Origin of the sequence: Martelella lutilitoris, assembly GCF_016598595.1 — a bacterium.
GTDB classification, from domain to species: domain Bacteria; phylum Pseudomonadota; class Alphaproteobacteria; order Rhizobiales; family Rhizobiaceae; genus Martelella; species Martelella lutilitoris_A.
Genome location: NZ_CP066786.1, coordinates 747,235 through 762,301, shown reverse-complemented (window position 1 = coordinate 762,301; position 15,067 = coordinate 747,235). Strand labels below are relative to the sequence as shown.

The following is a 15,067-nucleotide window of genomic DNA, read 5'->3' as shown; positions in this document are numbered from 1 at the left end:
AGAGGGATTGTGCTTTCATGGGTAATTCTGTGCTACAGGAGCTGCGAGAAAAAGCGCCGATCGGGCGGCTGATTTCCCTGCCGCGCGGACATCAGGACCTGCATGCCATGCCGGTCAGCGCCGGGTATGAAATCCGCACGCGGCCCGACTACAGGTGGGACGGGAGGCGGCGCGGCCAGAGCCCTTTCTCGGTGATCCAGTACACGATTGCCGGCGCGGGAAATCTGCGTTTTGAGAACCAGACCTTCCGGATAAGGCCGGGCGAAACCATGCTCACCCTGATCCCGCACAATCACAGCTATTGGGTGGAGGAGGACGGTTACTGGGAATTCTTCTGGATCTCGCTCAATGGCGAAGAGGCGATGCGCATTCAGCGAGCGGTCCTGGCGACCTCCGGCCCGGTGCTCAAGCTGAAGCAGAAGACCGTTGATCAACTGGCGGATTGTCTGCGGCGCCTGCTTTCATCGGAAACCGAAACGCCGGCAAGAGCGTCCGCCGTTGCCTATGAAGTGACCATGCTGCTCTATGACGATGTGTTCGGCGCCCACACCATGCCGCCGGTGGAAAGCCGGGCGATGCAAAGGGTCACGCATTATATCGACGCCAATCTGGAAAAACCGCTCCCGGTCGACAGGCTGGCGGAGGTCTCCGGCTTCAGCCGGTCGCATTTTTCGCGCCTGTTTGCGCAATCGGAAGGCATGCCGCCCGCGGAATATGTTCTGCTCCGGCGGCTGAAACAATCGACGCGCCTGCTGGCAAGCGGTGATCATACGGTCAAGGAGGTCGCCGGCATGGCCGGATTTTCCGACCCGAACTATTTCGCCAAGGTTTTTCGCCGCTACTTCCGGGTCAGTCCGACGGAGTTCCGCAAGATCGGCCTTGCCGCCAGCATCATGACCATGAATACGGAAACCGTTCCGCCTGTGCTGCAGAAAGAGCCGGTCGAATACCCTGGCGTTCACCGAGACACGTCGTAAGCGCGATTGCGTATGATCCAGCGCAGTCTGCCGAAGCGGCGGCAACGCTTCCGCCCGCTTTCTGAGCGCCTGACGGTCACGAAAGAAGAAAAATGGTACGGTTGGGTGGGGTCGAACCACCGACCTCAGGTGCCACAAACCTGCGCTCTAACCAACTGAGCTACAACCGCACAAGGGCGATGCGTCTTGCATCGCGGCTCACTTAAAAGGCCTGACAGGAATTTGCAAGCCCCTTGATGGCCGATCAGCGAAAATCCTTTGACCCTGCGACCGGTCGCCGCGTTAACCGTCCGCCATGAAAAGACCGGACCTGATCTGGACCGCAATCGCCATTATTATTATTAAGAAAGCGTTAAGCCAAGGATGCGCGAAAGGCCTGCCGGGCACGCAACGCTTCCGAACGAACCCGAGCGGACCGAAGAGCCATGAGCACGGCAGTTCCACATTACCTCGCCTTTGCCACCCATCCGGCCTTGCGCGGACGTTTTCTTGACGGCAGGGCCATGCTGGCCGTCGATCCGGAGACAAGCACCGTCGCCTTTGCCAACGCGGCCGGCGCGAGGCTGCTCGGCCACGCGCGGATTGGTGAGGCGACCGGAACCAGGACCGACGCCTCCATTCTCCTGCGCCAGCTTGTGGCTGCGGCCGGCCCACTTTCGGAGCCCGGCGACAGCAGGGACTTCACCGTCAATATCGCGCAGCGCTTCCGAAGGGTGTCAAAACCGGCAACTGCGAGCCTCTTCGGTCTTGATGGTCGCCGCTACCTGCTGCTCGATTGCGAGAACCCGTCGGAAGGGAACCGCAGTGACGCGCTCGTGTCAGGTTTTGACGAGGACGAGGCGCACCTGGCTGTGGTCGGGGAGAACGGCGCGTGCATATCCGCCTCTTCCGGCTTCAGCCGCACCGCCCTTCAACCCGAGGACATCCGCCCGATCATCGAGAGCCTGACGGCAGGGCCCGAAAGCTATACGGAGCGGCTCGCAACCACCGGGACCGGCATCTGGCCGCTGGCGCTCGGTCGCCTTTCGAAACACCCCGTCCGGTTCCTGCTGTTCGTCTCCGAAGAACTCGCCGACGAAGTCAGCGCGACCGTTGGGGCGGCGGAGGAAGAAGAATCGATCGCGCCGGAGAGCGGCCGCTCGCCCCGCGAGGCGATTGCCGCCATCGACGAGAGCCTCGGCGCGCTCGCTGCGCACCACCAGCCGAACGAGAAGCCCGCTTCCCGGCAAGGCCCGGTCGTGCGCAAACAGCCGGCAAAGAGCGAGACGCACCCCGCCCAGGCCCGGGAAACCGAACATGCAGAGGCCGACACCCGCCGCCCGCTGCGCTTCGTCTGGCGCACCGACGGCGCCGGCCGGATCACCGACGTCTCCGGCGAACTTGCCGAGGCTGTTGGTCCCGCCATGGCGGAAATCACCGGCCTGCGTTTCACAGAGATCGAAACGCGGCTCGGCGTCAGAGGCGCGGGCGCGATCTCCCGGCTTCTCCAGAGCGCGGACACATGGTCGGGCCGCACGGTCGAGTGGCCGGTCTCCGGCACGGACACGGTCGTGCCCGTCGATATGGCGGCGCTGCCGACCTATACGCGCGAGCGCCGGTTCGACGGCTTCAGAGGCTTCGGCCTGGTCCGGCTCGGCGAAGAAAGCGCCAATCCCGATGCAACGCCGCCCGCCCGCCCGGCGGCGGCAAGCCAGACGAGGTCTGCCCCGCAACTGACGGAGGACGAGCGCCACGCGCTTGACGAGATCGCAAGCCAGCTTCGCTCCGCCGATGCCGGAACCGGGACGCCGGCAACGGCCCTTGAGCCCGCGGTCGCGCAGCACGAGCCATCGCCCGTCATCAAGCGGAAAACGCGGCCGCCGCAGCCAAGCGAAAGCGCGGAGGCGGAGGCGACATGGATCGACGCCAGCCGGGATGCCATTGTCATCCAGTCCGGCGAGCGCGTACTGCATGCCAATCCCGCCTTTCTTTCGCTTTCCGGCTACGGATCCCTTGATGCCGTGATCGACGCCGGAGGCCCCGATGCCTTTGTCGAACGCGACGATGACGACCGGCTTTTCCTGCGCACGGCCGATGGCGGTCGGCTGCCTGTGTCTTTCCACCTGCAGGCTGTCTCCTGGAAAGGGGGACGGGCGCTTGCGCTGACGCTTCGGCCCGAACATGCCGGCGGCGACGGTCTCGACGCGCCGATCACCCTTGAACAGAACACAGCTAAGGACGCCCCGTCGAAGCTTCCGAGCGACGGCGATGTCGCGGAGCTGCACGCGATCCTCGACACCTCCACCGACGGCATCCTAATCCTTGACGAGAAACGCCATATCCGCTCGATTTCCAGTTCCGCCTCAGCGCTCTTCGGCGTCGAGAGCCAGGATGTGATCGGCGAGGATGCCGGCATTCTGTTTGCCGAGGAGAGCCATGGCGATCTGGAAACCCAGGTCAGTCGCCTGCTTGAGCGACGCGGCGGCGATGTTGTGCCCGAAGGGCTCGAGGTGATCGGGCGGGAAGCGGGCGGCGGCCTCATTCCGCTGTTCATCACGCTTGGGCGCCTGCCGCAGTCGGGCGGCGTCTGCGTCATCCTGCGCGACATCACCTCGCTGAAACGCCGTGAGGAGGATCTGCGGGCTGCCCGGCGCGAGGCGAAAGAGGCGGAAGAGGAGCGGGACACCGTGCGCTCGGCGCTGCGCTATGAACTGCGTCAGCCGCTCGATGCCATCATCTCCCTGTCGGAGACCATGGATCACCAGCCCTTCGGCACGCTCGGGGACAACCGTTACCACGCCCTTGCCCGCGAAATCACCGCCAAAAGCCGCCAGGCGCGCTCCATCGTCGGACGGCTGCTCGGCGAGCCGGAACCGGAGCAGAGCGCGCCGCCACAGGCCGAGGCGGAAACGCCGCCGGGCCACGAACCCCGCAGACCCGCCCCGCTGGCCGAGTCCAGCGCGCATGAAACCGCGCAGATCAACGAGGCGGTGGCGGAGGCCGTAAGCCTGGTGCAACCGCGTGCCAATGCGCGCCGGATCATCATCCGCGCGGCCCTTTCGCCTGCGCTCGCCAAGACGCCGTGCGACACCGAGACGCTGAAGGAAATGGCCTCCGAGCTTCTCAACGGCGCCGTACAGTTCACGCCGGCAGGCGGCCAGGTGGTCGTTTCCACGGCGGCCTCGGCAAGCGGGGAGACCGTGCTGCGCTTTCGCGACAATGGCATCGCTCCGGGCCGGCGAAGGGCCGGCGCTCCCCGCGGCCAGGGCAGGGAAGCGGAAAACCAGCACCAGCAAAAGGCGCGCAAGCTTGCCGAAGGCCTCGGCGCGCGCTTTCTGGTGCATGCCGTTCCGAGCGAGGGCATGCTGGTCGAGGTTTTCCTGCCCGTGAAGGAAGCGCGGCCGTTTCACTACTAGCGCATGCCGTCTTCTGCGTCCCGACGAACAAGCGCGCTTCCGGCAGGCCTTCCTGTTGCCGCCCGGAAAAGCTGCGGCAAGCGGACATATTGCGCATTTTGACGGCAGGTCATAAAACCGGTCGGAACTTGTCAACTTTGGCGCTCGAGAGAGCCTCCATCAGCGATGACCGGACAGCATGGCCCTTGACCTCGCCGAAAGCGCGACCTCTTCTCGTCGATCGCGACGACGCGCGCTCCGCCCCCTGCCGCTAGCGGCCGGCCTTATCTGCGCGCTGATGCTCCTGCCGCTGGCGGCGATCGTCTGGCTCGCCTTCTCCTCGGATTTTTCGGCGATCACCCATCTTGCGGAAACCGTCCTGCCGCGGGCTGCGGGCCGCACCTTCTGGCTTCTCGTTTTCAACGGGCTCGCCACCGGCTCCATCGGCGTGGTCGCAGCCTGGCTGGTTGTCTCCTTTGATTTTCCCTTCAGGCGGTTCCTGTCGGTTGCGCTCGTGCTGCCGCTTGCCATGCCGATCTATCTTGCGGCCTATGCCTTCGGCGAATTCTTCGATTTCACCGGTCCGGTCCAGACGCTTTACCGGGCCGTCTTCGGCTTTCAGTCGGCGCGGGATTATTATTTTCCCGACATCCGGTCGCTCGGCGGCGCGGTGCTGGTCATGTCGGGGGTGCTTTACCCTTATGTCTATCTGACGGCGCGCTCGGTGTTTTCCATGCAGGGGCGGAACGCAGCCGAGGTGGCGCGCACGCTCGGCGCCGGGCGGTTTCGGGTGTTCCTTTCCGTGCAGTTGCCCATGGCGCGGCCGGCGATCGTGGTCGGCCTCACCCTGGTGATGATGGAAAGCCTCAACGATATCGGCGCCGTACAGTATCTGGGCGTCAACACGCTCACCTTCTCGATCTACGAGACCTGGCTCAATCGCGGCAACCTCGCCGGCGCTGCCCAGCTTTCGGCGATCATGCTGGTCTTCGTGCTGGCGCTGATCCTGCTGGAGCGGATCGCAAGGCGCAATCAGCGCTACAGCGCCGGTCGCTCGGTGACCGGCAGGAGCGAGCGTCAGCGCCTCTCGGGGTTTCCCGCGTTTCTGGCAAGCCTTGCCTGCCTGCTTCCCGTCATCATCGGTTTTGCCATTCCCGCACTGGTGCTGGCCGACTTCGCCCTCAAACGGCTGGAGGACTTTCTCTCGGAACGTCTGCTTCAGGCGCTTTTCACCTCGCTTGCCGTTGCCGGACTTGCCGCCGCGATCGCCGTCATGTTCGGTCTGACGCTCTCCTATGCGGTCAGAACCTATCCGGACGCAAAGATCCGTTCGGTCACGCGGCTGGCATCGCTCGGCTACGGCATTCCCGGAACGGTGCTCGCCATCGGCGTGCTGATCCCGCTGGCCGGGCTCGACAACGCCGTGGACGGCGCGCTGAGGACCCATTTCGGTATTTCCAGCGGACTGATCCTCTCAGGCAGCGGCTTTGCCATTGTCTATGCCTGCACGGTCAGGTTTCTTGCCATGGCCGAAGGCAGCGTTGATGCCGGTTTCCAGAAGCTTTCACCGAGCCTCGACATGGCCGCCCGCACGCTCGGCCGCTCACCGGCGAGGGCTCTGTTTTCCGTGCTGCTGCCGAACATGCGCCCGGCGCTGTGGACCGCCGTGCTTCTTGTGTTCATCGAGACGCTGAAGGAGCTCTCGGCAACCATCCTGCTGCGTCCATTCAACTTCAATACGCTGGCCACCCTCGTCTATGAGGACGCCTCGCGCGCCCAGGTCGAGAGCGCCTCCGTCCCGGCGATCATCATCATTCTGGCCGGCCTGATCCCAGTTCTGCTGGTCTCCCGCGCCATGGACCGGCGGGCCTGACGCCCTCACCCACGGATCGCAGATTCCGTCTGGGCATTGAAGACATGGATGTGGCCGGCATCGACGGCAAGCGTTATCGTCTCGCCGGCTTTGACCCGCATCTGGCCATCCAGCACAACACGCAGCCGCGGGGCCGAAATCGCTCCGTCATCCTCGCCATCATCGCCGATCTCGCGCAGGCTGCCATCGGCAGCGCCGATGTCGATATGGGCGAGAAGCGTGGAGCCCAGATCCTCGACGAAGATGATTTCGCCGGTCACGGTGTTGACCGCACTTTCGCCATATTCCACCGGAGTGAACATTTCAGGCCGGATGCCGAGGATCACGCGGTCGCCAGCAGAGCGGCCGAGGCCCGGCCGTGCCGCAAGATCATCCTCACTGAACAGGAAATCGAATGGCCCGACCCTCGCATCCATGCCGCCGTCGGTTGCTGCCAGATCGGCGGCCATGAAGTTCATCGAGGGCGCGCCGATGAAGCCGGCAACGAAAAGGTTCGCAGGCGTATCGTAGAGCGCGCGCGGCGTGTCGAGCTGCTGGAGAACGCCGTGGCGCATGACGGCGACCCGGTCGCCCATGGTCATCGCCTCCACCTGGTCATGCGTCACATAAACGGTGGTGACGCCGGTCAGCTTCTGCAGACGGGCGATTTCGGTTCGCATCTGCCCGCGCAGCCGCGCATCGAGATTGGAGAGCGGCTCATCCATGAGGAAGGCCTTGGGATCACGCACCAGCGCCCGGCCCATGGCGACGCGCTGCCGCTGGCCGCCGGAGAGCTGGCCGGGTTTGCGCTTCAGGTGTTCCGAGAGCTCCAGCAGTTCGGCCGTCTTGCGCACCTTCTCCGCCAGCGCCGTCTTCTCAGCGCCGCGCACCCTGAGGCCGAATCCGATATTCTCCTCGACATTCAGATGCGGATAAAGCGCATAGGACTGGAAGACCATGGCGATATCGCGGTCACGCGGGGCGAGATTGTTGGCGATCACGCCGTCAATGATCAGCCGGCCGTCGGTGATATCCTCAAGGCCAGCGATCATCCTGAGCGCGGTCGACTTGCCGCAGCCGGATGGACCGACGAGGACCAGGAACTCGCCGTCCCTGATGTGAAGATCGAGATTGGCGATCGCGGCGAAGCCGTCCGGATAGCGCTTGCCGATGCCGTCGAAGATGATGTCTGCCATGCGCTTTCCCGCTCGTTCGTCGTCAGTTCAGGCCTGTCCGCAAAGCGGGCTCACGTCATGTAGATGCCGCCGGTGACATTCACGCCCTGCCCGGTCATGAAGCGGGCGGAATTGCTGGATAGGAAGACGGCCACATCGGCGACGTCTTCCGCCGTTTCCAGCCTGCCAAGCGGCGTCTGCGCGATGTAGTCGGCGATCACCGCCTCCGGCGTCATGCCGCGCAATTCCGCTTCCCAGGCGACCTCACGGTCCTGCATCGATGTCTTGACTAGCCCCGGGCAGATGGCGTTGACGCGGATGCCGTCACCGGCAAGCTCTTTCGCCAGCGCCTGCGTCCAGCCGAGCACCGCAAATTTGCTTGCCGAATAATGGGCGAGAAACGGCGCACCCACCTTGGCGGCAAGCGAGGCCGTATTGACGATCACGCCCCTGCCATTGGACTTGAAACGGCGGCCTGCAATCTGGTTGGTCAGAAAGATGCCGCGCGTGTTGACGTCGAAATTGAAATCCCACTCCTCGTCGGTCAGTTCCAGCGCGGGCCGCATGGTCGAGACGCCGGCATTGGCGAACAGCATCTCGAGGCCGCCAAGCTTGTCTTCCGCCTCCGCAAAGGCGTCCTCAACCGAACTGCGCTTGCGCACATCAACCGGAACGGCAATGGAACCGGTCTCGGCGGCGGTCTTTTCGGCGGCTTCGGGATTGATATCGCACAGAGCGACATCGACCTTCTGGCGCCTCAGCGCCTGGACAATGGCGCGGCCGATACCGGTGGCGCCGCCGGTGACGACGGCCTTGCGGCCTTCGAGCTCCGGAAAGATCGGGTGAGTCATTTTTCGTTCCCCTGCTTGTTTCGTTCGATCATATATCAACAAAAACATACACAACAAGAGAAAATAATGTTTGAATTTGTTCGATCTTGCTGCTACTCATGAAGTTCAGAATGGATCGGCCCGCCGCAGCCAAAGCGGCGCTGGCCGGTATCGCGATCATCTCGAAAGGAGCCGTCTTGCAGGGTGGGCAGGGAGAAAAGACCAAGGTTCTCGCGCAGGTGCGTCATGCGCGCATCCTCGATGTTCTCGCCGAATTCGGCGCGCTGTCGGTCTCCGATGTTGCCGGGCAGCTCAATGTTTCCGAGATGACCATCCGCCGCGACCTTGCCGAACTGGAAAAGGAAGGCAAGCTTGCCCGCACCCATGGCGGCGCGGTGCGCTCCGAACAGGCGGCAGAGCCCGTGCCCGCGCCGGCCGCAGCCCTTCCCGGCGAACCGTCCTTCCAGCTCAGGACCGTGAAGAACGCGCTTGCAAAACAGGCGATCGCAGCGGAAGCCGAGGCGCTTTCCGCCGGTGCGCGCACGATAGCGCTCGATGTCGGCACCACGGCTTTGCTGCTGGCCCGCCGGCTTCAGGACCGCCAGCACACCAAAATCTTCACCAGTTCCGTGCGCAACGCCTTCTTCCTCGGCGAAGGACTTGCGGAAGTCTATCTTCCGGGCGGGCGCATGCGCGGCGACGAGATGTCGATCTCCGGACCTTCGGCAATCGCGGAATTCGAGGCCCTCTGGTTCGACATTGCCTTCATCGGCATTTCCGGCCTGACCGAACAGGGCATCTACGACTATTCCTTTGACGATGCGGAGATGAAGCGCGTCTTCCTCGCCCGCTCGACCCGCAAGGTGGTTCTCTGCGATGCCTCGAAATTTTCCTGCATGTCGCTCGTGCATGTCGCCGATCTCGAGCAGTTCGATGTGCTGATCACCGACGCCGAGCCGCCGGCGGATATCGCCAAGGCGCTCTCAAAGGCCGAGGTGGAAGTCCGTGTCGCCAGTCCCGCCCGCAAGATGGCCTCCTGACCGCAATTTCCGGGTCATGCCGGACTGTTTTATTGAATGGAGTTTTTCAATGATTTTCGAGTTCTTCGGCGCCAAAAAGAAGGCGGTCATCGCCATGGCCCATATCGGCGCCCTGCCCGGCTCGCCGCAATACGATAAGGATGGCGGGCTAGACAAGCTGATCGCCGATGTTCTCGCCGATATCGAGAAGCTGCAGGCCGGCGGCGTCGACGCGATCATGTTCGGCAACGAGAACGACCGCCCCTATGTCAGGAAAGCGCCCGTCGAGGGCATTGCCGCGATGACGGCCGTGGTGCAGGCGTTGAAGCCCGAGATCAAGGTGCCCTTCGGCGTCAATTATCTCTGGGACCCGGAAGCGAGCGTGGCGATCGGCTCGGTGACGGGCGCGCGCTTCGTGCGCGAAATCTTCACCGGCGTCTTTGCCTCCGACATGGGCGTCTGGGCCCCCGATTGCGCCACGCCGGCAAGGCTTCGCGCCAATCTCGGCTCCAAGGACATGAAGCTCCTCTTCAACATCAATGCAGAATTTGCCCATCCGCTCGACCAGCGGCCCATCGCGCTCAGGGCGAAAAGCGCCGTCTTCTCCTCCATGGCCGACGCCATTCTCGTGTCCGGCCCGATCACCGGACAGCCGGCAGACCAGTCGGACCTGAAAACCGTCTGCGAGGCGATCGAGGAGGTTCCGGTCTTTGCCAATACCGGGGTCAACATCGACAATGTCGCCGACATCATGTCGGTGGCCGACGGCTGCATCATCGGCACGCATTTCAAGGTGGACGGCGATACCTGGAACCCGGTCGATCAGGATCGCGTCAGCCGGTTCATGGACAAGGTCGCAACGCTGCGCTGACCCGCGCCCGGAGGCTTCCATGGCTCATGTGATCGGTCTCGATATCGGCACGACATCCACGATCGGAATCCTGATCGAACTGCCGGCCCGGGTCGTGGGACTGGCCAGCCGGCCCGTCACGCTTTCCTCGCCGCATCACGGCTGGGCGGAGGAAGCCCCCCTCCAGTGGTGGGAAAATGTGCAGGCGATCACGCAGGAGCTTCTCGCGCTCGAGAGCACGGACCCCGCCGACATCGGCGCTGTCGGCGTCACCGGCATGCTCCCTGCGGTCGTGCTCCTGGACGAGGCCGGCAATCTGCTCCGCCCCTCCATCCAGCAGAGCGATGGCCGGTCGGGCCGCGAGGTCGAGGCCATGCGCAGGGAGCGCGACGAGGCCGCATTCATCGCCAAGGCCGGAAACGGCATCAACCAACAGCTCGTCACCGCCAAGCTGCGTTGGCTCGAGAAGCACGAGCCGGAGGTCTTTTCAAGGATCGCCACGGTCTTTGGCTCCTATGATTTCATCAATTTCAAGCTCACCGGCAAGCGCGCGGTCGAGCAGAACTGGGCGCTGGAAGCCGGATTTGTCGATGTTTCCAGCGGCGAACTGGATGAAGACCTGATAGCCTGGGCACATCTTCCGACAGGCGCCATTCCGCCGAAAATCGCCTCGCATGAGGTGCTGGGCGGATTGACCGAGGAAGCGGCGGCACTGACCGGCCTTCGCGCAGGCACGCCGGTTATCGGCGGCGCGGCAGACATGGTGGCCTCGGCCTTCGGCGCGGGCGTGCAGGACGCGGGCGACGTGCTTCTGAAATTCGGCGGCGCCGTCGATATCCTGACGGCAACCGACAAGGCGCGCCCCGATCCGCGCCTCTTTCTCGATTATCACCTGATCCCGGGCCTCTACATGCCGAACGGGTGCATGTCGACCGGCGGTTCGGCGCTCAACTGGTTCATCGCGACCTTCGCCGGCCAGGAACGGCTTGCCGCCGAGGCCGAAGGCATTTCGGTCTATCGCTACCTCGACCGGCTGGCCGAAAACCGCTCCGCCGGCGCGGAGGGCGTGGTGATTCTGCCCTATCTCCTCGGCGAGAAGACGCCGATCCACGATCCCGACGCGCGCGGCGTGATCTCCGGCCTGACGCTCTCGCATGACATCGGCCATCTGTGGCGGGCGCTTCTGGAATCCTACGCCTATGCGCTCCGGCATCATATCGACGTGCTCAACGACATGGGTCTTGAGACCACGCGGTTTCTGGTCTCCGACGGCGGTGCGCAAAGCGCCATCTGGATGCAGATCGTGGCCGACGTGTTGCAGCAGCCGGTGCAGTGCCTTACCGGCCATCCGGGCTCCTGCCTCGGCGTTGCCTGGACGGCGGCGATGGGGGCAAGGCTTGCGGATGACTGGGCGGGCGTTTCGGCCTTTGTCGGCCGGGGCCCCACGATTGCGCCTTCCGCCGCGAACAAGGCGGTCTATGATGACGCCTATGCCCGCTTCCGCGCGCTCTATCGGCCGCAGTCGTGACGGCAGGACGGAGATATTCTCACCCCGTCCCGAGGACAAGATTTCGGCGGGCGAAAAGGATCAGGCTCTGCACGTGGTTGGCGACCGAAGACCGCGTCGCCTCTGGATGTGGGCTTTCAGGAGGTTGTCCATTCGGAGCGGAGCGAGGAGACTGGAGTTACCACGCTTCAGCACTCACCGGAGGCTCCGAATGAACATTCACAAGAATGCCCGACTGACCCCGCTGCGTCGAGAGGAGATGGCTGTTGCCGTTCTGTCTGGCGCGCTCACGAAAGCGCAGGCGGCTTTAGTCTATGCCGTTTCCCACAAGATCGTGTCTCGTTGGGTCGAGCGCTTCAGAAAGCCCACTCGTCGCGCACGACAATCATCAGGTCGACCGGCGATATCATGCTATTCAGCGCTTAACGGCTTGCCGATAGACGCGGCGGCAGGAGCAGGCATGCTATCGGCTTCAAAGATCACCGTTTTACACCCGGGACCATCGCTCGAGCGGTTTCCATTGATCCCTGCTATGTCGCCTTCTCGAAATGAACGACCTCCGACTCGGGTTCGTAAAGGACACTCAAGCCTGATGATCGTGCTGCCATCGCCAAATCCGATTCTTCGCAACAAGTTGGTTGGTCGCGTTCTTCAAAGCCGCCGATTGAACGCCAGAATGCACCACTCACCAGAAATGAGGCAGCGGTTGCATCAGGGCTGAGAAGTCCGCCACCCTCCTGAATCCGACCATCCGTATATAAAAGTTTCGAACCGACGATCGCTGCGTCTGATGCTGCAGTCATCCTCGAATAGAGGGCTTTCAGCCAGTTCGGCATCACGACCGTATTATTGGTCAGGAACAGAAGGTGTTCGCCTTTTGCGGTCTTTGCTGCATTGTTGCAATTGCCGAGAAAGCCCATATTCTGAGCTGCACGAGCAACGCGCAGCCCCGGAACCATCTCGGATGCGTGGACTGTCTCGTCGGTGGATCCATCATCTGCGAGAATGACCTCATAGGTGATACCGCTGGCTTTGCCAGCAAGCGCGACGGAGGCAAGACAGGCGCGGGTCAGAGACCATTTATTGTAGACGGGGACGATCACGGAAACACCAATCGTCTGATCTTCGTCATATTCTGGAAAAGATACGTCTGGCGCGTTCTGGCAATAGGAAACAATGAGATCGAGCGGCAGGACCTTCGCTTTATCAAGTGCCCGCAAATAGGATGACCTGTTCGCTTCGCAGCTGAAATTCTCCTCGACCAGGCGTCGCCCGTTCTTTGAAAACTTGTCCCAGAGTTCATGATCCGGGTATAGTTTGATGACAGCATCCGCAAAAGGACTTGGGGTATCTGCAACAAATGTGTGAATATCGTTTTCGATATGCATGCCTTCTGCTGCGATCGAAGTGCAGACCGTCGGTATGCCGCAGCCCATCGAAGCGCCGACCTTGCCCTTGATGCCAGCGCCATAGTTCAGTGGCGCCACGGCCAACCGATAGCGTGACATCGCGCTTTCGATATCCTCGACATAGCCGACGAATCTGACCCCTGGCTCATCTGCAAGGTCGATGATCTCCTGCGGCGCCTCGGAACCCAGAATATGGAACTCGACATCCGGCAGGGCGGCGTGAATGGCCGGCCATATCTTCGAAACGAACCAAATCGCAGCATCAACGTTCGGAGAATGACCGAAGCCGCCCAGAAAGAAGATATGCTTGCGCTCTGCAAAGCTCTTGGAATGCCGGTCGATCGGGCTATAGAGCGCAGGGAAGACCGAAAACCGTGCGGCGGGGATTTCGTTGACGAGATAGGGCAGCTCGGCGGGACTGACCAGGACATTGTGGTCAGCCTTCCTCATGACCGAAAGCTCACGCTGTTTGATATTCTTCGCACGTTTGAGCGCTTCGGAATCGCGGGAGAGTTCCGCACCCCTGAACTCTCGCAGGAAATTAAGATCGGGGGCATGGAAAATCACCCGCGCATTGGGGGACGCATTGCGAATGTGTTCAATTGTCTGCTCGAACACATCAATACGGAAAACGTAAAACACACCAAAACGATGGCCCTCAAGGCGCAAATAGTCGGAACCACGTTGGAACCCCCTTTCCCGGGTGATAACCCTTACACCCATGTCATCAAGATCTTGCAGGTACGGAGAGCGGGATTTCATATCGATCGGAATAAAGGTCACGTCGAAACCGATCATCACCAGATCCTTAAGTATTCCAAAGGTGGCCTTCTCGCCGGCGGAGACATTCGGTTGCGGAAAACGGGCATCGATAACAAGGATTTTTTTGGGGTCCATCAAAAAGGGAGGATCTTCTCTATGTGAGAGACTCGACAGACCTACAGCAGACATCGCTATGGATGCGCTGACTGCTTCTTTTACCTCATTCCATTCGGAAAGAATTGATCTTGGCGTGCATTTGCGAAGCGATCGTCTGAATTTCCTGATCCTCTTTTGGGAAAGAATAGGCTCTGCGGCAAGCGCGATATGCAGCAGTCGCCGGATTATCATAGACGTTATCGGCTGCAAGGGCCGTTGATAGGCTTTGTAGAGCCGCGATGCCAGAACGTCTGCAGTTTCCTGCATGAAAGCTGACCGGTGTTCTGCCAGTCCGAGTGCTTCGGCAAGGTTTTGAAGGTCTTCCTTGTATTTCTCATTCTCCTGTTCAAGAGCGGCCATTCTGTTTTGGGCCGCTGGCAAATGAACGAGGGCTTCCTCAACCGAAGTCCGTTCAAAATAGGCACTGCTGGGCAAAGCGGGCAGATGGTCATTCGAAACTATGGCTACGATGTTCAGGGAGCGTGCAAGGCCGGAACTTGCTTCGATACGGCCCTCGCCTTGACGGTCGAAACTCAGAAATTCTTGCCCGGCAGTCGTCGTTTCGCTGAGAATTACGGATCCGACTACAGACCTTTGACGGAACAAAATCGAATTCGAGAAATGTGTGGACAGCAGCGTTTCGAATTCATCGTTTGTCAACCTGCGCGCATGATTCGGATCTGGCGCGTCGCCGGGAGGCGAATAGATATCGTGGTTAGGTAGATTGATGAGAGCGAAACCACCCGGTCGCAGAACCCTCTTTATTTCATTCAAAAACTGCGCTTCGTCAGACAGAAATTCGATCGTTCCAAAAGAAACAACGCAATCGATGGAGTTATCATCAAGCGGGATATGCTCGACGCTCCCTAGTTTGAACTCCAGATTGTCCGCTTGATAGGTTGAGCGAGCGCGCTCGACCGAAATCTGATCAAGCTCAACACCGATGACGGAACGTGCGACCTGAGAGAGGCAGGCCGATCCATATCCACCCCTGGAGACGATATCGAGCACATCCCGGCCTCTGCAGAGCGCCCGCGCGAACAAGTAGCGATGGAGGTGCTCGACCTCCTGCTGCCCCTCTATTTCGGAGGAGTGTCGCTTATCGGCCCATTCAAGAACTCCGCCAACCTTCGGTTTCTCAAATACTTCACCCATT

Annotated in this window: 9 protein-coding genes, 1 tRNA gene and 1 pseudogene; 7 read left to right on the top strand and 4 right to left on the bottom strand. The window is 61.7% G+C overall.

The window, feature by feature from the left end; genetic code table 11:
- Positions 1-17 precede the first annotated feature (17 nt).
- Entirely contained in the window at positions 18-977 is a 960-nt protein-coding gene (locus tag JET14_RS03550; RefSeq protein WP_200336828.1) for an AraC family transcriptional regulator, read from the top strand.
- A gap of 93 nt (positions 978-1,070) precedes the next feature.
- Here JET14_RS03550 and JET14_RS03545 read toward each other — a convergent pair.
- Positions 1,071-1,147, bottom strand: a tRNA-His gene (locus tag JET14_RS03545).
- Positions 1,148-1,402: 255 nt separating this feature from the next.
- On the opposite strand from JET14_RS03545, the gene JET14_RS03540 reads away from it, so the two are divergent.
- Entirely contained in the window at positions 1,403-4,372 is a 2,970-nt protein-coding gene (locus JET14_RS03540; protein ID WP_200336827.1) for a PAS domain S-box protein, read from the top strand.
- Positions 4,373-4,649: 277 nt separating this feature from the next.
- Positions 4,650-6,224: an ABC transporter permease gene (locus JET14_RS03535; protein WP_246750604.1), complete on the top strand. Its 1,575-nt coding sequence runs from the start codon at positions 4,650-4,652 to the stop codon at positions 6,222-6,224.
- A gap of 5 nt (positions 6,225-6,229) precedes the next feature.
- Here JET14_RS03535 and JET14_RS03530 read toward each other — a convergent pair whose 3' ends face one another.
- Together JET14_RS03530 and JET14_RS03525 are read right to left on the bottom strand one after the other, a co-directional pair.
- Positions 6,230-7,399: an ABC transporter ATP-binding protein gene (locus tag JET14_RS03530; RefSeq protein ID WP_200336825.1), complete on the bottom strand. Its 1,170-nt coding sequence runs from the start codon at positions 7,397-7,399 to the stop codon at positions 6,230-6,232.
- A 50-nt stretch (positions 7,400-7,449) separates the two neighbouring features.
- Positions 7,450-8,229 carry an SDR family NAD(P)-dependent oxidoreductase gene (locus JET14_RS03525; RefSeq protein WP_200336824.1) on the bottom strand — a complete coding sequence of 260 codons (780 nt, stop codon included), beginning with the start codon at positions 8,227-8,229 and terminating at the stop codon, positions 7,450-7,452.
- 110 nt (positions 8,230-8,339) lie between these two features.
- On the opposite strand from JET14_RS03525, the gene JET14_RS03520 reads away from it, so the two are divergent.
- The 4 genes and pseudogenes from JET14_RS03520 to JET14_RS03505 form a co-directional block, all read left to right on the top strand.
- The gene (locus JET14_RS03520; RefSeq protein ID WP_246750486.1) at positions 8,340-9,248 is read left to right on the top strand and encodes a DeoR/GlpR family DNA-binding transcription regulator; all 909 of its coding nucleotides are present in this window, start codon (positions 8,340-8,342) and stop codon (positions 9,246-9,248) included.
- Between the two features lie 49 nt (positions 9,249-9,297).
- Positions 9,298-10,098, top strand: coding sequence for a BtpA/SgcQ family protein (locus JET14_RS03515; protein WP_200336823.1), 801 nt, complete (start codon positions 9,298-9,300; stop codon positions 10,096-10,098).
- A gap of 19 nt (positions 10,099-10,117) precedes the next feature.
- Positions 10,118-11,605, top strand: coding sequence for an FGGY-family carbohydrate kinase (locus JET14_RS03510; protein ID WP_200336822.1), 1,488 nt, complete (start codon positions 10,118-10,120; stop codon positions 11,603-11,605).
- Positions 11,606-11,795: 190 nt separating this feature from the next.
- Positions 11,796-11,984, top strand: a pseudogene (locus tag JET14_RS03505) (leucine zipper domain-containing protein); the annotation flags it as partial.
- A 130-nt stretch (positions 11,985-12,114) separates the two neighbouring features.
- Here JET14_RS03505 and JET14_RS03500 read toward each other — a convergent pair.
- Complete coding sequence (locus JET14_RS03500; RefSeq protein ID WP_200336821.1) at positions 12,115-15,066, bottom strand: glycosyltransferase; 2,952 nt, start codon at positions 15,064-15,066, stop codon at positions 12,115-12,117.
- Position 15,067 lies beyond the last annotated feature (1 nt).